The 15,606-nt window shown below is 54.0% G+C and carries 17 protein-coding genes; 5 read left to right on the forward strand and 12 right to left on the reverse strand.

Going from position 1 to position 15,606, the window contains the following annotated elements:
• Positions 1-86: 86 nt before the first annotated feature.
• The 5 genes from HYQ67_RS00625 to yobA form a co-directional block, all read right to left on the reverse strand.
• Positions 87-518 carry a glycine zipper 2TM domain-containing protein gene (locus HYQ67_RS00625; protein ID WP_202300669.1) on the reverse strand — a complete coding sequence of 144 codons (432 nt, stop codon included), beginning with the start codon at positions 516-518 and terminating at the stop codon, positions 87-89.
• A gap of 79 nt (positions 519-597) precedes the next feature.
• Positions 598-879 (reverse strand): hypothetical protein, encoded by a 282-nt coding sequence (locus HYQ67_RS00630; RefSeq protein WP_202300670.1) that lies wholly within the window; start codon positions 877-879, stop codon positions 598-600.
• 550 nt (positions 880-1,429) lie between these two features.
• A complete protein-coding gene (locus tag HYQ67_RS00635) occupies positions 1,430-1,771 on the reverse strand; it encodes a YebY family protein (RefSeq protein WP_202300672.1) in 342 nt (113 codons plus the stop codon).
• A 24-nt stretch (positions 1,772-1,795) separates the two neighbouring features.
• Positions 1,796-2,671: a copper homeostasis membrane protein CopD gene (copD, locus tag HYQ67_RS00640; RefSeq protein WP_202300674.1), complete on the reverse strand. Its 876-nt coding sequence runs from the start codon at positions 2,669-2,671 to the stop codon at positions 1,796-1,798.
• Between the two features lie 6 nt (positions 2,672-2,677).
• Positions 2,678-3,052 carry a CopC domain-containing protein YobA gene (yobA, locus tag HYQ67_RS00645; protein ID WP_202300676.1) on the reverse strand — a complete coding sequence of 125 codons (375 nt, stop codon included), beginning with the start codon at positions 3,050-3,052 and terminating at the stop codon, positions 2,678-2,680.
• Between the two features lie 150 nt (positions 3,053-3,202).
• Here yobA and HYQ67_RS00650 point away from each other — a divergent pair, with 150 nt between their 5' ends.
• From HYQ67_RS00650 to exoX, 3 genes are all read left to right on the forward strand, one after another.
• Positions 3,203-3,433 carry a DNA polymerase III subunit theta gene (locus HYQ67_RS00650; protein ID WP_202300678.1) on the forward strand — a complete coding sequence of 77 codons (231 nt, stop codon included), beginning with the start codon at positions 3,203-3,205 and terminating at the stop codon, positions 3,431-3,433.
• Between the two features lie 130 nt (positions 3,434-3,563).
• Positions 3,564-4,298: a carbon-nitrogen hydrolase family protein gene (locus tag HYQ67_RS00655; RefSeq protein WP_202300680.1), complete on the forward strand. Its 735-nt coding sequence runs from the start codon at positions 3,564-3,566 to the stop codon at positions 4,296-4,298.
• A 37-nt stretch (positions 4,299-4,335) separates the two neighbouring features.
• The gene (exoX, locus tag HYQ67_RS00660; protein WP_202300682.1) at positions 4,336-4,998 is read left to right on the forward strand and encodes an exodeoxyribonuclease X; all 663 of its coding nucleotides are present in this window, start codon (positions 4,336-4,338) and stop codon (positions 4,996-4,998) included.
• A gap of 3 nt (positions 4,999-5,001) precedes the next feature.
• Here the strand turns inward: exoX and ptrB are convergent, their stop codons facing one another.
• The 4 genes from ptrB to HYQ67_RS00680 form a co-directional block, all read right to left on the reverse strand.
• Positions 5,002-7,062 (reverse strand): oligopeptidase B, encoded by a 2,061-nt coding sequence (gene ptrB, locus HYQ67_RS00665; RefSeq protein WP_202301056.1) that lies wholly within the window; start codon positions 7,060-7,062, stop codon positions 5,002-5,004.
• A 92-nt stretch (positions 7,063-7,154) separates the two neighbouring features.
• Positions 7,155-7,838: a tellurite resistance TerB family protein gene (locus tag HYQ67_RS00670; RefSeq protein WP_202300685.1), complete on the reverse strand. Its 684-nt coding sequence runs from the start codon at positions 7,836-7,838 to the stop codon at positions 7,155-7,157.
• A 117-nt stretch (positions 7,839-7,955) separates the two neighbouring features.
• Positions 7,956-8,300: a protein YebF gene (yebF, locus tag HYQ67_RS00675; protein WP_202300687.1), complete on the reverse strand. Its 345-nt coding sequence runs from the start codon at positions 8,298-8,300 to the stop codon at positions 7,956-7,958.
• Between the two features lie 73 nt (positions 8,301-8,373).
• Positions 8,374-8,733, reverse strand: a complete 360-nt coding sequence (locus tag HYQ67_RS00680) for a YebG family protein (RefSeq protein ID WP_202300688.1) — start codon at positions 8,731-8,733, stop codon at positions 8,374-8,376.
• A 137-nt stretch (positions 8,734-8,870) separates the two neighbouring features.
• On the opposite strand from HYQ67_RS00680, the gene purT reads away from it, so the two are divergent.
• Positions 8,871-10,049 (forward strand): formate-dependent phosphoribosylglycinamide formyltransferase, encoded by a 1,179-nt coding sequence (gene purT / locus HYQ67_RS00685; protein WP_202300690.1) that lies wholly within the window; start codon positions 8,871-8,873, stop codon positions 10,047-10,049.
• Positions 10,050-10,099: 50 nt separating this feature from the next.
• Here the strand turns inward: purT and HYQ67_RS00690 are convergent, their stop codons facing one another.
• From HYQ67_RS00690 to zwf, 3 genes are all read right to left on the reverse strand, one after another.
• Positions 10,100-10,741, reverse strand: a complete 642-nt coding sequence (locus HYQ67_RS00690) for a bifunctional 4-hydroxy-2-oxoglutarate aldolase/2-dehydro-3-deoxy-phosphogluconate aldolase (RefSeq protein WP_202300691.1) — start codon at positions 10,739-10,741, stop codon at positions 10,100-10,102.
• A 63-nt stretch (positions 10,742-10,804) separates the two neighbouring features.
• On the reverse strand, positions 10,805-12,616 hold the full coding sequence (gene edd / locus HYQ67_RS00695) for a phosphogluconate dehydratase (RefSeq protein ID WP_202300693.1): 1,812 nt from the start codon (positions 12,614-12,616) through the stop codon (positions 10,805-10,807).
• 244 nt (positions 12,617-12,860) lie between these two features.
• Positions 12,861-14,336, reverse strand: coding sequence for a glucose-6-phosphate dehydrogenase (gene zwf / locus HYQ67_RS00700; protein WP_202300695.1), 1,476 nt, complete (start codon positions 14,334-14,336; stop codon positions 12,861-12,863).
• A 351-nt stretch (positions 14,337-14,687) separates the two neighbouring features.
• Here zwf and HYQ67_RS00705 point away from each other — a divergent pair, with 351 nt between their 5' ends.
• Entirely contained in the window at positions 14,688-15,563 is an 876-nt protein-coding gene (locus HYQ67_RS00705) for a MurR/RpiR family transcriptional regulator (protein WP_202300697.1), read from the forward strand.
• Positions 15,564-15,606 lie beyond the last annotated feature (43 nt).

Here is a 15,606-nt window from a genome sequence, read left to right on the forward strand (position 1 = left end):
TGTACTGGCAGAATCATGAGGATGCTAATGAATGTAAAAAACCCCGGCGAATGCCAGGGCTCATCAGTTCGTTTTACGGCAAGGCCTTAAACAGATTTATCGACGCTGGTATTAGATCCCTGGGTCAAAATACGCACCTTATCTCCAGGATTGAAGACAAGGTTGCCATCAAGCGTCTGCACGACATCAATGGTTTGCCCATTATCAGTCTTGATAAGCAGATCAACCTTCTGAACCCCGCGTTGCTGACCCTGATGATAGCGAGAGGCAGAAGCGCCGGCGATAGCGCCAGCGGCAGTCATAGCCGTTTTACCTTTACCGTTACCAAACTGGTGTCCAACCACACCGCCCAGCGCGCCTGCAGCTACGCTACGCAGCGGATGGTAAACACCCTGCGAGCCAGCAATAATATGGCTTTGCTGTACAACGCCATACTCGACAAGGGTTTTGGTCCCGGCAAGAGTGCTATGACTCGCCAGCATGAGAAAACTGGTCGCGATAAGTACGATTTTTTTCATGATGATCATTCTCCCTTTTCTGAGAAGTCCGTGAATTTGCCAGTCAGAATTTGTCGCCTTTCAGGCAATAAAACAGGGTTTAATCTGTAACGACATTTTTTACTTCGTTCGCGGTGTTGCGAGCATCGTTTGCCGTATTTTTCACGTTCTGGGTTTTATTGTTCAGGTTGCTTTTCTTCTCATCGAGATTGGTATTGTCCCGCAACGCATCTTTAGTGACATTTTTCGGCGTGCAGTGCCCGGACACACCTACTGTCGCGTTCATCGCAGCATTACGTGCCGCTTTTTGAGCATCACAATCCGCATGGGCAGCAACAGCGGTAAAAAGGAGAATAGAGGTTAAAGCGACTTTTAATTTCATGAGGTTTTTATACGTTGAGTTATCAGACCCGCTACGTTACAAAACGTACTTTTTATCAGCAACACGGTCTTTGTAAGAAGTTTTTTTATAAATAAACACCGCTCACCCCCGCACAGGCGCAAATTCGATTAAAGCTGAGGGTTATAGCAAATCATTATTCAAACAGTATGAGCGAGAACGCATGGCTTAAAAAAGTAGCAAAAATGTTAAAAAACTGCTGGACTTCACCCTTCCCGGCGATATGATAAAAATGCTGCGGCGAGAAGCCAGGATGGCGGTAAATCGCTATGATGCAGACAAAAAAAAGACCGAATACGATTCCTATATTCGGTCCAGGGAAATGGCTCCTGGGAGAGAGCCGTGCGCTAAAAGTTGGCATTAATGCAGGCTTAGTCGCCTTGCCTATTAAGAATAGATGACCGACGCAGGTTTGCCAGTCCGGCACTTAAGTGTTCGGAAAAAAACCTTTCGTCAGGTTATTATTGCAATGAAAACAGCAATAACCGGTCATCGGCTATTGCTGTTTTTTTTGGAGTTAGCGCGGGGCGGGTTATTTACACAGCTTCTCTGCGCGGTCGATAAACGGTGCCAGGCTCATTTTTTGGCCCGGTGCACTGGGATCGTCAACCTGAATGACGCTTATCGGCTGCCCGGTTGTTTTGCCGCTTTTAACCATTTGTTCGGCTTTATCATTCAGCGGGTACTGCATCAGCGTGCTCGGATTGATAGCAAACAAGGCATGGTCTCCCCGGCAGCTCAGCATCACCTCTTCACGATTAAACGCCCACTTGTCTTTGCCTACTTCAAAACGGCTTACCGTGATGATTTGCGGGGCCGCAAGCGCCGTCCCGCTAACGGCCAGTAATAACAGCGTCAAAATGCTCTTTTTCATCAATTTCTCTCAGACCAGCTGCCGCTAAAACGGCTCCCAGGTGGCGAAGATGCTCACCGCAAGGAGAACCGCCACCGACATAATGACTTCCAGCCAGGTCAGCTGGACGAAACGAATTTGTGCTGCTTCCTGCGCCTCATTCATACGTGGCACCAGGAGATAGCGATTCACCAGCGCTATTGTCACCATTACGGCAACAAGGGCAACTTTTACCAGCAACAATTGCACATAATGGCTCTCCAGCGGTAGCGACCAGCCGAGGATCAATACCCCGTTCACGCCCCCCGTCACGAGTACTGCAGCAACGGCAAGGTGCCCGTAGCGTGAAAAGCGCATCATCGCGGTGATGGCCGCATGCCGCCAGCGGGGTTTGCGCGCCATGTGCATACACATCAACAGCGGGAGTAGTCCCCCCACCCACCATGCCGCGCTTAGCAGATGGATGGCGTGGTTGATACGCTGTACCCCACCCAGCAGCCCTTCATGCATTGCGGCATGACCTACGCCCGCCAGTAAAATCAGCTGGGATGCGGCAAGCAGCATGAGTACGCTTTGCAGCACACGGGGTTTGAGGAGGAAGACAACGACGGTCACTACGCCCAGCACTATCTGCCATATCCAGACTGAGCCGAACCGGGTGCCCAATACCGCTTCCAGAACCTGAGGGCTAACGGTATCCACCCAGCCGTTGCCCATCAATCCAGCCTGCACTGACAGCATGGCCGCCGCGCTAATAAGGGCCAGCCAGATAGCCGTGCGCCATTGTTTAGCAAGCCGCGCAACCAGAACGGGTTTAAACGTCTGGGGGGCAAGGAATACGCTGCAAATGGTGCTGCCCAGCAGCACCATTAACGAGGCGAAATGCACGAACCGCAGCGCGATAAATAGCGTCGAAAGCATCGCGCTTTATTTCACTGAAAAGTGGTAGTTCCCTTTGGTTTTGTGCCCGTCAACGGACACCACATGCCAGTCAACCTGGTAATCCCCCGGCTTCAGAGACTCTTCCAGCGGAACGATCAGCTGTTTATTGTCTTTCTCGTTACGCTTAACCGCCCCCGTTTTTACCGCAGCCTGTTCTGGTCCGGTAACGGTAACGCCACTGAAATTCGGTTCAATCCCTTCTGAGAAATCGAGCGTTAGAGCCTGAGGTGCAGCGGTGACCGCAGCATCCGCAGCGGGATACTGGTGCTTAAGGTGCGCATGCGCAATAGCAGCAGGGGATACGGAAATCACAGCAAAAAAGAGGGCTGCGGCGGTGACACGAGGGGTGATGAAAGCCATATCAACTATTCCTTTTTCTTATACCAGACCGCAAAAGGATAACCCTGGGCGCCGGGCAAGTCGAGATGAGAACAGCTATCAATGCGTGTAAAGACTTGTCATTACTTTCATCAGCAAGTACCTTCTGCCATGACCAAGAAGGAGAAGCCCATGAATTACAATCTCGCGGATTTACCCCTGGACGAAATGGACAAGGTGAATGTCGATCTCGCTGCTGCAGGCGTTGCTTTCAAAGAGCGTTATAACATGCCGGTGATTGCCGAGGTGGTCGAGCGCGAACAGCCAGAGGCTCTGCGCGCCTGGTTCCGGGAACGGCTGATTGCCCATCGTTTAGCCTCCGTTCATCTATCGCGGCTACCCTATGAGCCAAAAGTTAAGTAAAAATTAACTTGTTTAAACTTCCTTACATTACTAATGCTATGCTTTTTTCCGTTCAGTTGACCAGGAGCTAAAGCTCGCCTGTCACGGCCCGCGGATGGGCCGGCGAGGTGAATTGATTAAGGAAGAAGCGATGCCACTATGGAACGTTGCAGCAGCGCAATACGGTACCCGGCCTGGTGATTTACATGCCAATATTCTTCACCATTTAGATTTTATTTATCAGGCCGCCACAGAAAAAATCGACCTGCTGGTTTTCCCGGAGCTATCACTAACCGGGTTCCAGCCCATTCAAAACACTCCCCTCGCCCTTCACTTTACCGATGAACGTCTGGCCCCCCTTCATAGCGCATCCGTTACGCATCAAATGACGATTATCGTCGGGATATTATTAGTCTGCGAAAAGGGCATATCGGTAGGTTCCATTGGCTTCTTACCCGATGGTTCAAGAGTTTCCTGCTGTAAGCCAGGCTCTTGCACTGAAGAGGATGCCCATGAGCGAAACACCCCTTTACTGGGCAAATACAACCGTAGCGTGGCTATGGGGCATTGCGTTGCCAGCAATGAAGAGATCTGGCCGCGCACGGCAGCCGCATCAGGTGCAGATCTCTACGCAACAGGTACCTTTGTTAACGAGGCTAACTGCCAGCACGATGAGATGTATTTGCAGCGCTGGGCGCATAAATACACGATGCCGGTGCTGTTTGCGAACCATGCTTTTTCAGCAGGTCCATATCGCAGCGCCGGACGCAGCGCCTGCTGGGATGAGCGTGGGCAGCTTGTTGTGCGAGCGGATCAAGGTGAGCTGCTGGCTGTGGGTCGGCGTGATGAGAAGGGTTGGCATGGCGAGGTCATTCCTTTACGCTAGCGCTTAAACTGCAAACGTAAGCTCAAAAGGAGTCATTATGCTGCGCGTTATCGATACGGAGACCTGCGGATTGCAGGGAGGCGTAGTGGAAGTCGCGTCCGTCGATATTGAAGGCGGAAGAATTGTTAATCCGATGAGCGATTTAGTTCGTCCGGACCGCCCAATCAGCCATCAGGCCATGGCCATTCATAAAATCACCGAAGCGATGGTGGCCGATAAACCATGGATTGAAGATGTGATCCCTCGCTACCACGGCAGCCCCTATTACGTTGCGCACAACGCCAGTTTTGACCAGCGCATGCTGCCCGATATGCCCGGCGACTGGATTTGTACCGTTAAGCTCGCCCGTCGTCTTTGGCCCGGGATTAAATACAGCAATATGGCTTTGTACAAGTCACTGAAACTCGAGGTGGAGCTTCCCCCCGACCTGCATCACCACCGGGCATTGTACGACTGTTACATCACTGCCGCGCTGCTGATGCGGATTATGGATGAATCCGGCTGGACGCCGGAGCAAATGGTGACCATCACCGGACGCCCCGCGCTGGTCAGCACCATGATGTTTGGTAAATACCGCGGCCGGAAAATCGAAGAAATCGCCCAGGACGATCCGGGTTATCTGCGCTGGATGTTAAACAACATCAAGGAATTAACGCCGGATCTGCGCATGACGCTAAAACATTTCCTGGAAGCCGAATAGGCGCTACTCCCCTTCCCGCCCTGGCAATGTTCCCTGCGCCAGGGCAATCATAAAGGCATATTCCAGCGCCACACCCTCATAAGACTTGAAGCGTCCGGACTTCCCTCCGTGGCCGGAATCCATATCCGTGCAGAGCAGCAGAAGGTTGTCGTCGCGTTTGACGTCGCGCAGCCTGGCGACCCATTTCGCAGGTTCCCAGTACTGCACCTGAGAGTCATGCAGGCCGGTGGTGACCAGCATGTGCGGATACGCCTGCTCTCTGACCCCATCATAAGGGCTGTATTGCTTCATGTAGAAGTAGTACTCCTCGTTCTGCGGATTGCCCCATTCTTCAAACTCACCGGTGGTCAAAGGAATAGACTCATCCAGCATGGTCGTCACCACATCCACGAAAGGAACCTGAGCGACAACGCCGTGGAACAGCTCTGGCCGCATATTGATCGCGGCCCCCATCAGCATGCCCCCGGCGCTTCCTCCCATGCCGTACAGGAGTGCCGGGTCACCGTAACCTTTTTGCAAAAGTGCATCGCACACGTCCAGGTAGTCGTTGAAGGTGTTCATCTTTTTGAGGTATTTGCCGTCTTCATACCATTGCTGGCCCAGTTCTCCCCCGCCGCGAACGTGGGCGATAGCATAGACAAATCCCCTGTCCAGCAGGCTCAGACGACTGGCGCTGAAATCAGCATCCATGCTGCTGCCGTAGGAGCCATAGCCATAAACCAGCAGAGGATTTTTACCGTGCTGGAAATGCTGACGATGATAAACCAGTGAAACTGGCACCTGCACTCCGTCCCGCACGGTGATCCATAGGTGTTCGCTTCGGTAGTCATCGGCGTCAAAGCCCGGCACTTTCGTTTGTTTAATGACGCGACGTTCGCCGGTATTCATATCCAGCTCAAAAAGCGTGTCCGGCGTGGTCATTGACGAGTAGCCATAGCGCAGCCGCGAAGACTCCGGTTCCGGGTTATAGCCAAGCCAGGTGACATAGGCGGGATCGTCGAAGGCGATACCCGTGACTTCCCGTGTTTTACGGTTAATTTGCCGCAGGCTGGTCAACCCGTACTGACGCTCCTCCACCACCAGCCAGTCGGTAAAGAGCGTGAAGCCTTCCAGCATGATGTTCTCACGCGGCGGAATGAGGCCTTCCCACTGCTTCTCATCCCGCACCTTACTGCGATAAAGCCCAAAGTTTTTACCCTCCCGGTTGGAGCGCAAATAGAAGTTATGCTGGTAATGGTCGAGCGTATACTCGTGATCTTTACGGCGAGGCAGGAAGCACAGCGGCTCCGCATCCACCAGTTCGGCATCCAGCAGCAGCACTTCGCTCGTTGTGGCGCTCCCCAGGTGGATGAGGATATAGCGGCGGGAGGTCGTGATGTGCACGCTGACGTAAAACGTCTCGTCTTTCTCTTCGTAGACCAGCCGGTCATCCGTCGTCGGGTGCCCGACGGTATGCTGCCAGACCTGATAGGGCAGCAGCGTTTTGGGGTGTTTACGAACGTAGTAAAGCGTGGCGGAGTCATTGGCCCAGACAAAACTCGGTGTGACGTTGGTCAGCACTTCGGGATACCAGTTCCCGGTTTCCAGATTACGAAAGCGTAAGCCGTACTGGCGGCGCGACAGATAATCTTCCGCCAGCGCCATGATCGTATTGTCCAGCGTAATGGCCATGCCGCCCATGGTGTAGAATTCGCTGTGGGCGGCACGCCGGTTGGCATCGAGCAGGGTTTCCCACTCATCCCACTCCTCGCGCATGACCGATTGCCGCTGATAGATGGCATACTCATTGCCCGTCTCATAGACGTGCCGGTAGCGGTAGCCGTTATGGGTGTAGGGAGCCGAGACATCATGCTGAGGAATACGGTCGACCATCTCTTTTAACAGGCGCTCCTGGAGCGCCTGCTGCGAGGTCATAATCCGTCGCCCGTAATCGTTCTCCTGATGTAAATAATCAAGCACGTCCGGGTTGTCGCGGTCGTCATCGCGCAGCCAATAATAGTTGTCGATGCGGGTGTCGCCATGCAGCTGCATGGTATGAGGGATCTTTTGCGCTTTAGGTGGCATGTCATTATTCATTTTGAGTTAACACCCTGTAAGGGTGGCAAATTCAGACAGGCTTGCAAGCGAAACGAGAGATTTTGAGGAAAAAGCCGGGGTTAACCCGGCAGGCTTAACTTCTGCTGTTTGATGTCCTGCTCGATGCCGTCACGCACGTCCTGCGGGATTTTCAGCTCGTCGCCTAGCGCGCTGAGATAGCTGCGCTCCATGAAATGATCGACGTCGATTGCCGCACAGCTCAGGAAATAAAGCTCCAGGGCTTCTTCTTCGTTTTTCACGTCCGCGGCCAGACGTTTAGGATCCAGCGGCTGGTCGATGGCTTCCTGTATGAGCGCACGCCCCGGCCCTTCGATATTGGCATCCCGCAGCTGTTGTTCGATGACCTGCCGCTCTTTGTCATCAATGTGTCCGTCGCTTTTGGCGGCAAACACCAGCGCCATCACCAGACGGCGGGTGCGGACATCCACCGGTGATTGTTGCTGGCCAAACTGCGGCTCGTCCTGATGCGTCTGGCGCACGCGATCTTTGTATTTGTTCCACAGCACGCTGCCTGCAACTGCCCCGCCACCAACCAGCAGAGCGCTGGTACCATATTTAGTGAGTAACTTACGGGAGGATTTGCTCGCCAGCAGCAGCCCGGCAAGACCACCCAGCGCGCCCGGCACCAGCAGCTTGCTTAGCCCCTGCTCGTTGCCGCCGGCACCGTTAGAGGATGGAGATGCCTGGCCGGTCAGGCCGGTTTGTCCAAGCATTGACTGAATCTGTTGTAACCAATTACTCATGAGAGGCACCCTTAATCTGTGGCTTAACCCATTGAGAGTAAGCGAAGGGGTGTCAAGAACTGTCTGATAAGACTAAAGATGAGAAAATAGTCGCGCCGGGAGGCCCGGCGCAGAGGGTCACGACTGGTAGTCAGCTGTGCCTTTTTTACAGTCAACCACCACCGTGTAGTGAATATCCGTATTCATACCGCGAACGGTGAGCGGAATTTTCCAGCTGTCATCTTTGCCGGTGATTTCTTTGCTGTTGATCCAGATAACCGGATCGGCCTGACCAAGCTTTTTTTGATCGTCAGGCCAGCTCACAATCCGGTTTTGCTGGTAATCACCTTTGATGACGGCGGCAATACCGTCGGCGTCCAGTCCTTCGCAGGGGGCGATGTTGACTTGATGCGGATCTTTGGCCAAAGCGGCAAAGCTGCTCAGGCAAAGAGCCATACACAGCGCAATTCCAGTTTTATTCATGACGTTCTCCTGATGCACATTGCACAGCAAAAGCCTGGTACAAAACCGTTATTGCGCAAGCGTGTGTGATGACTTAAGCGGCTTTCGTCCGTTTCCGAACGGGATGCTCTGTGACGTTATCGACTTCCAGGGCGACCGCGCTGTGTTCAGCCTCTTCCGTCTCTTCCGCGACCTCAGCTGACACGACAGCTTCGGTTTCCGGCAACCTGCCGCTTTTCAGCACGCTGGAAAGCACGTCTTTATTCTCTGCCAACCACATGGCCAGCACGTCGCTCTGCCCGTCTTCGAAGCTTACCGGGCTGTGCTGCAGCCAGTCGCCCAGCACTTCAGCCAGGTCGAGCATTTTGTCATACGCATCGGCATCTTTTTTACTGGCGAAAGCCATCTTTTCTAGCCCCTCTCGCACTACCACATATTTAATTTCAACCGCCATTTTGCAGCTCCGTTTAACTGTTTATTTATACAGTATAGATGTATTACCCAGACTCCGCAAGCGGGAAAGGCGCTGCGTGCGCAAACGTTTTCGTATATACTGCGGCCGTTTATTTTATCACAACGGGTAAGCAGATTATGTCAATGTTGGGAACGGCCCTGCGTCCAGCGGCCACGCGGGTTATGCTGTTAGGTTCTGGTGAACTGGGTAAAGAAGTGGCGATTGAATGCCAGCGTTTAGGGCTGGAAGTCATCGCCGTCGACCGCTATGCCGATGCGCCCGCCATGCAGGTGGCTCATCGCAGTCACGTTATCAATATGCTCGACGCCGCTCAGCTCAACGCGCTGGTGCTTGCCGAGAAGCCCGATTTTATCGTTCCTGAAATTGAAGCCATCGCCACCGACATGCTGATTGAACTTGAGCAACTGGGTCAGCACGTTGTGCCCTGTGCTCGCGCCACAAAGTTGACCATGAACCGCGAAGGCATTCGCCGCCTGGCCGCCGAAGAGCTTGCGCTGCCGACCTCCCGCTACCGTTTTGCCGATACCGAAGCAGATTTTCTGCACGCCGTTGAGGAAATTGGCCTGCCGTGCATCATCAAACCGGTGATGAGTTCCTCCGGCAAAGGCCAGAGCTTTGTGAAAACTCGCGAGCAGCTTGCCAAGGCCTGGGAATACGCCCAACAGGGCGGTCGAGCCGGAAAAGGTAAAGTTATCGTTGAAGGCGTGGTGAATTTCGATTTTGAAATCACCCTGCTGACCATTAACGCTGTCGACGGCGTCCATTTCTGCGCGCCGATTGGCCATCGTCAGGAAGACGGCGATTATCGCGAATCCTGGCAGCCGCAGCAGATGAGCGATACCGCACTTGCCCGCGCGCAGGAAATTGCCGAAAAAGTCGTCGTTTCGCTGGGTGGCTATGGCCTGTTTGGCGTGGAGCTGTTTGTGTGTGGTGACGAAGTGATTTTCAGCGAAGTCTCCCCTCGCCCGCATGATACCGGCATGGTGACGCTTATCTCGCAGGATCTCTCTGAGTTTGCCCTGCACGTTCGCGCTTTCCTCGGTCTGCCGATTGGCGAAATCCGCCAGTACGGCCCGGCGGCTTCCGCCGTGATTCTCCCGGAGCTGGACAGCAATAACGTGCAGTTCGGCAACGTTGCAGCCGCGCTGGGCGCAGGTTTGCAGGTTCGCCTGTTTGGCAAGCCGGAGATTAACGGTAAACGCAGGATGGGCGTGGCCCTGGCAATGGGCAGCAGCGTGGATAATGCGGTCGGGCGCGCAATAACATCTGCGGCAGCGATAAAAGTCGAAGGATAAACAAACTATCCCTCCCCGCAAGGAGAGGGATATTCTTCAGCGGGTTCGGATTACGCTTTCGCGCCTTCCACCGCTTCGCGGGCAAGCTTAGTGATGCGGTCGTAATCACCCGCTTCCAGCGCGTCCGCAGGGACCAGCCATGAACCACCGAGACACAGCACGCTTTTCAGCGCCAGGTAATCACGGTAGTTAGCGGGCGAGATGCCGCCGGTCGGGCAGAAACGCACATTAGCAAAGGGGCCTGCGATAGCCTGCAGCGCTTTGGTGCCGCCGTTCGCTTCCGCCGGGAAGAATTTGAACTCTTTCAGGCCGTAATCCATGCCCAGCATCAGCTCGGATACAGTGCTGATACCGGGGATCAGCGGAATGGTGCCTTCGGTTGCCGCTTTCAGCAGCGGCTCGGTCAGGCCAGGGCTGATAGCGAACTGCGCCCCAGCTTCGGTCACTTCGGCCAGCTGCTTAGCGTTCAGCACGGTGCCCGCACCGATAATCGCTTCCGGCACTTCTTTGGCAATCGCGCGGATAGCATCCATCGCGCACGGCGTACGCAGGGTCACTTCCAGCACGCGCACACCGCCGGCTACCAGCGCTTTCGCCATTGGCACAGCGTGTTCCAGCTTGTTCAGTACGATAACAGGAACGACCGGACCCGTTTTCAGGATCTGTTCCGCGGTTGTTTTCCAGTTTTTCATCAGAGAGCCTCTTAAGCCAACTTTATCATTTCGTTACCGCTGCGGCACCCGCCGCAACGGTCCTTAAAATTTAATGCAGGTTGCGCCCTGCTCCGCGCCGGACAGCTGCTCACGCAGCGCGCCGAACAACTCGCGGCCGGTGCCCACGCGTTCAGCGCTCAAATCAGGATGGAACGCCGTACGTTTTGCCAGCTCTGCTTCATTCACCAGCAGCGTCAGTTCACCCGTCTGCCCGTTCACGCGGATCATATCGCCTTCCTGAACCTTCGCCAGCAGGCCGCCGTCGTAGGCTTCCGGGGTAACATGGATAGCGGACGGCACTTTGCCAGATGCGCCAGAAAGTCGCCCGTCGGTGACCAATGCAATTTTGAAACAGCGGTCCAATAATACCCCAAGTGGCGGCATAAGTTTATGTAATTCTGGCATACCGTTCGCTTTTGGTCCCTGATGGCGCACCACCACTACGCAGTCTCTATCCAGCAGTCCGGCTTCGAAAGCGGGCAGCACGTCGTGCTGGCTTTCGAAAATAACCGCCGGAGCCTCGATGACCTGGTTCTCTACCGGTACGGCTGAAGTTTTCATTACCGCGCGCCCCAGATTACCGCTAAGCACTTTTGTCCCACCGTGTTTCGAGAATGGTTTGTCGAAGGTAGCGATAACGTCATTATCCAGCGCGCTCAGCGCCCCTTCTCGCCAGGCGAGCTGGCCGTTATCCAGCCATGGTTCCATGGTGTAGTGGTGCAGACCGAAACCAGCTACGGTATTCACATCTTCGTGCAGCAAACCACCTTTCAACAGCTCGCGGATAAGCACGGGCACGCCGCCTGCCGCCTGGAAGTGGTTGATGTCCGCCGGGCCGTTTGGATACAGGCGAGCCAGCAACGGCACGACATCAGACAGATCGGAGAAGTCATTCCAGTTGATGATAATGCCCGCGGCGCGAGCCATGGCAACGAGGTGCATCGTGTGGTTGGTGGAGCCGCCGGTTGCCAGCAGTGCAACGATGCCGTTCACCACAACCTTTTCGTCAATCATCTTGCCCAACGGCATCCATTCGTTGCCGTTGCCGGTAAGACGCGTAACCTGGCGCGCCGCCGCTGCGGTCAATTCCTGACGCAGCGGTGCATCAGGATGAACGAACGAAGAGCCGGGCAGCTGCATCCCCATAAACTCGACAACCATCTGGTTGGTATTCGCGGTGCCATAGAAAGTACAGGTGCCTGGTGCATGATAGGACGCAGCTTCCGATTCCAGCAGCGCGTTGCGATCCAGTTTGCCCTCCGCATAGAGCTGACGAATACGGACTTTCTCTTTATTGGCCAGGCCGCTCACCATCGGCCCTGAGGGAACAAACACCGCAGGCAGATGACCGAACGACAATGCCGCCATGGTCAAACCCGGGACAATTTTGTCGCACACGCCAAGATACAACGCGCCGTCGAACATATTATGGGACAGGCCGATAGCAGCAGACATGGCGATAACTTCGCGGCTCAGCAGTGACAGCTCCATACCGTCCTGTCCCTGAGTGACACCGTCGCACATTGCCGGAACGCCGCCCGCGACCTGGCCTACCGCGCCAACGGAATGCAGGGCTTTACGGATCTGCTCAGGGTAGTCCTCGTACGGCTGATGTGCGGAGAGCATGTCGTTATAGGAGGTGACAATCGCGATATTGTTACGCAACATGCTTTTCAATGCTGCCTTGTCTTCTGGCTGGCAGGCTGCAAAACCGTGGGCCAGGTTACCGCACGCCAGCTCGGAGCGATGCACGGTATTGCTCTTCGCTTTTTCGATGCGGGCCAGATAAGCGCTACGGGTCGCTGTCGAGCGTTCAACGATGCGCTGTGTTACGCGTAACAAATTCGGATTCATAGAGGTACCTCATAAAGTGGCTGCCGTCGCAGTATGCACGGAGGAGTTTGATGGCCATGGTTTTTATATTCCGACCGCCAGTCCCGGTGCTCTTAGGGCAAAATCGCTTCAGCTAGTGTAAATAAAAAAGCCCTGCTGGTGAATCCAGTCAGGGCCATTAATTACAAAAAACGCGACCACGTATGAGTGAGATCATGTTACCGGTAAAACAAACCGCCTTTGCGGCCGATTTTTACCGTATTGATTACTCGAACTCGTTCCAGGAGTGACCGTCACGGGTAATCATCGCGACGGAAGCCACCGGCCCCCACGTCCCCGCCTGGTATGGCTTAGGCGCGTCGTTATCCGCAGCCCAGGCTTCGGTGATGGAGTCCACCCACTTCCATGCCTCTTCCACTTCGTCGCGGCGGACGAACAGCGCCTGGATACCGCGCATGGTTTCCAGCAGCAGGCGCTCGTAAGCGTCTGCCAGGTGCGATTCGTTAAAGGTTTCTGAATAGCTCAGATCCAGTTTGGTGGTCTGCAGATTGTGTTTATGCTCCAGACCCGGAACTTTATTGAGGATCTGGATATCCACGCCTTCATCCGGCTGTAAACGAATCGTCAGCTTGTTCTGCGGCAGATCCTGCCAGGAGTCCTTGAACAGGTTCAGCGCAGGGTTTTTAAAGTAAACCACAACCTCTGAACACTTGGTCGGCAGACGCTTACCGGTACGCAGATAGAACGGCACGCCCGCCCAGCGCCAGTTGTCGATATCCACACGGATGGCGACAAATGTCTCTGTGCAGCTGGCTTTATTCGCCCCCTCTTCCTCCAGGTAGCCCGGCACTTTTTTGCCCTGAGCAAAGCCTGCCGTGTACTGGCCGCGCACGGTTTTTTCACGCACGTTGCTGCGGTCAATGCGACGCAGGGACTGCAGGACCTTCACTTTCTCATCGCGGATATGATCGGCAGTGAGGTCAGAAGGGGGAGACATGGCAATCATGCACAGGATTTGCAGAAGGTGGTTCTGGATCATATCGCGCATCTGTCCGGCCTGGTCAAAGTAACCCCAGCGCCCTTCGATACCCACCTCTTCGGCGACGGTGATTTCCACGTGATCGATGGTTTTGTTATCCCAGTTGTTGGCAAACAGGGAGTTAGCAAAACGCAGCGCCAGCAGGTTAAGGACCGTCTCTTTACCTAAATAGTGGTCGATGCGGTAGACCTGGCACTCTTCAAAGTACTCGCCAACCTGGTCATTGATTTCCTGAGAGGTGGCAAGAGAGGTGCCCAGCGGTTTTTCCATCACTACGCGTGCTGGCTTGGCGTTCAGCTTCGCTTTGCCCAGCCCCTTACAGATGGCGCCGAAAGTGCTCGGCGGCATGGCAAAATAGTTGATCGTGACGCGATTCTGCTGATCGAGCATTTTACCCAGCTTGCTGAAGGCGGCAGTATCATTGACGTCCAGGTTGCAGAAATCGAGACGGCTGCTGAGCTTGTCCCACAGACTTTCATCGATCTTCTCTTTCATGAACGTTTCGAGCGCTTCACGTACCACTTTGGTGTACGCCTCTTTGCTCCAGTCTGCACGGCCAACACCCAGAATGCGGGTATCTGCATGGATCTGACCAGCTTTTTCCAGCTGATACAGGGATGGCAGCAGTTTTCGACGCGCAAGGTCGCCTTTTGCACCGAAAATCACCAGGTCGCATGCCTGTGCTGTCTGCGTTACCGCCATGTTGTTCTCCTCGTTTCGGGTACCTGGTACCAGGTCACTCTTGTAATTAAATTACAAAGCAATGTAGCGCTTTTTAATTGTTATCTAAACCATCCCAGGTTGTCCGATTGTGCTCAGGCGGAAATCCCCCCAACTGACACCGCTCAGCGCGGACTTAACTGAAATTTTATGACGCTTATTTGTTCATTTTCATCATGTCTAAAGTTAGAGGTCGATCATGTAATGAAAAAAAACAACAATCTCAATTCGATTTACCTGCCCTTAAGGGGTAAGGCGGGCGTATATTCTTGCTAAAACCTGTCGCGATTTCTCCACTGACTGAAATCGATAAAATCCATGGGCGCCTGTCATATGAATATGCTGGAAAAAATCCAGACACAACTGGAACACCTTAGCAAATCAGAGCGTAAAGTAGCAGAAGTGATTCTCGCTACGCCGCAGGAAGCCATTCATTCAAGCATCGCTACCCTCGCCCGCCATGCTGACGTCAGCGAACCCACGGTCAACCGTTTTTGCCGTCGCCTGGAAACCAAGGGCTTCCCGGATTTTAAATTACATCTGGCACAAAGTCTGGCGAATGGAACGCCTTATGTAAACCGGAATGTTGACGAGGATGACAATGTTGATTCCTACACCGGTAAAATCTTCGAATCCGCGATGGCCAGTCTGGACCAGGTCAGACAGTCTCTGGATATTGCCGCGGTTAATCGCGCGGTGGATTTACTGACCCAGGCAAAAAAAATCGCGTTCTTTGGGCTGGGCGCATCCGCGGCTGTCGCTCATGACGCCATGAATAAATTTTTCCGCTTTAACGTGCCGGTGTTTTATTCCGACGACGTTGTCATGCAGCGAATGAGCTGCATGAACTGCAGCGCGGAGGATGTGATTGTCCTTATCTCCCACACCGGACGGACGAAAAATCTGGTCGAACTGGCGAGACTGGCCCGTGAAAATGATGCCATGGTGCTGGCGATTACCTCTGAGGGCTCCCCGCTGGCCCATGAGGCGACGCTGGCCCTCCTACTTGATGTCCCGGAAGATACGGATGTCTATATGCCGATGGTGTCGCGCCTGGCGCAGCTAACGGTTATTGATGTGCTGGCGACGGGCTTCACGCTGCGCCGTGGCGCAAAATTCAGAGATAACTTGAAGCGAGTCAAAGAAGCGCTCAAGGAATCGCGTTTTGATAAAGAGGCTCTCGTCCCCGACGATAATCTGCAGACATAAAGATTTTATAACAAAGCTGTAACTTTTCAGGTCATTCGGTTAA

Origin of the sequence: Dryocola clanedunensis subsp. sulfonylureivorans (assembly GCF_016756775.1) — a bacterium.
Lineage (GTDB): Bacteria > Pseudomonadota > Gammaproteobacteria > Enterobacterales > Enterobacteriaceae > Dryocola > Dryocola clanedunensis.

Excerpts from the sequence above, each read along its gene's own strand:
- HYQ67_RS00705 (WP_202300697.1), top strand. The coding sequence starts at position 14,688 with ATGAATATGCTGGAAAAAATCCAGACACAACTGGAACACCTTAGCAAA.
- zwf (WP_202300695.1), bottom strand. The coding sequence starts at position 14,336 with ATGGCGGTAACGCAGACAGCACAGGCATGCGACCTGGTGATTTTCGGT.
- HYQ67_RS00690 (WP_202300691.1), bottom strand. The coding sequence starts at position 10,741 with ATGAAAAACTGGAAAACAACCGCGGAACAGATCCTGAAAACGGGTCCG.
- exoX (WP_202300682.1), top strand. The coding sequence starts at position 4,336 with ATGCTGCGCGTTATCGATACGGAGACCTGCGGATTGCAGGGAGGCGTA.
- HYQ67_RS00630 (WP_202300670.1), bottom strand. The coding sequence starts at position 879 with ATGAAATTAAAAGTCGCTTTAACCTCTATTCTCCTTTTTACCGCTGTT.
- HYQ67_RS00635 (WP_202300672.1), bottom strand. The coding sequence starts at position 1,771 with ATGAAAAAGAGCATTTTGACGCTGTTATTACTGGCCGTTAGCGGGACG.
- HYQ67_RS00625 (WP_202300669.1), bottom strand. The coding sequence starts at position 518 with ATGAAAAAAATCGTACTTATCGCGACCAGTTTTCTCATGCTGGCGAGT.
- yobA (WP_202300676.1), bottom strand. The coding sequence starts at position 3,052 with ATGGCTTTCATCACCCCTCGTGTCACCGCCGCAGCCCTCTTTTTTGCT.
- edd (WP_202300693.1), bottom strand. The coding sequence starts at position 12,616 with ATGAATCCGAATTTGTTACGCGTAACACAGCGCATCGTTGAACGCTCG.
- HYQ67_RS00655 (WP_202300680.1), top strand. The coding sequence starts at position 3,564 with ATGCCACTATGGAACGTTGCAGCAGCGCAATACGGTACCCGGCCTGGT.
- yebF (WP_202300687.1), bottom strand. The coding sequence starts at position 8,300 with ATGAATAAAACTGGAATTGCGCTGTGTATGGCTCTTTGCCTGAGCAGC.
- HYQ67_RS00670 (WP_202300685.1), bottom strand. The coding sequence starts at position 7,838 with ATGAGTAATTGGTTACAACAGATTCAGTCAATGCTTGGACAAACCGGC.
- HYQ67_RS00680 (WP_202300688.1), bottom strand. The coding sequence starts at position 8,733 with ATGGCGGTTGAAATTAAATATGTGGTAGTGCGAGAGGGGCTAGAAAAG.
- HYQ67_RS00650 (WP_202300678.1), top strand. The coding sequence starts at position 3,203 with ATGAATTACAATCTCGCGGATTTACCCCTGGACGAAATGGACAAGGTG.
- ptrB (WP_202301056.1), bottom strand. The coding sequence starts at position 7,062 with ATGCCACCTAAAGCGCAAAAGATCCCTCATACCATGCAGCTGCATGGC.
- purT (WP_202300690.1), top strand. The coding sequence starts at position 8,871 with ATGTCAATGTTGGGAACGGCCCTGCGTCCAGCGGCCACGCGGGTTATG.
- copD (WP_202300674.1), bottom strand. The coding sequence starts at position 2,671 with ATGCTTTCGACGCTATTTATCGCGCTGCGGTTCGTGCATTTCGCCTCG.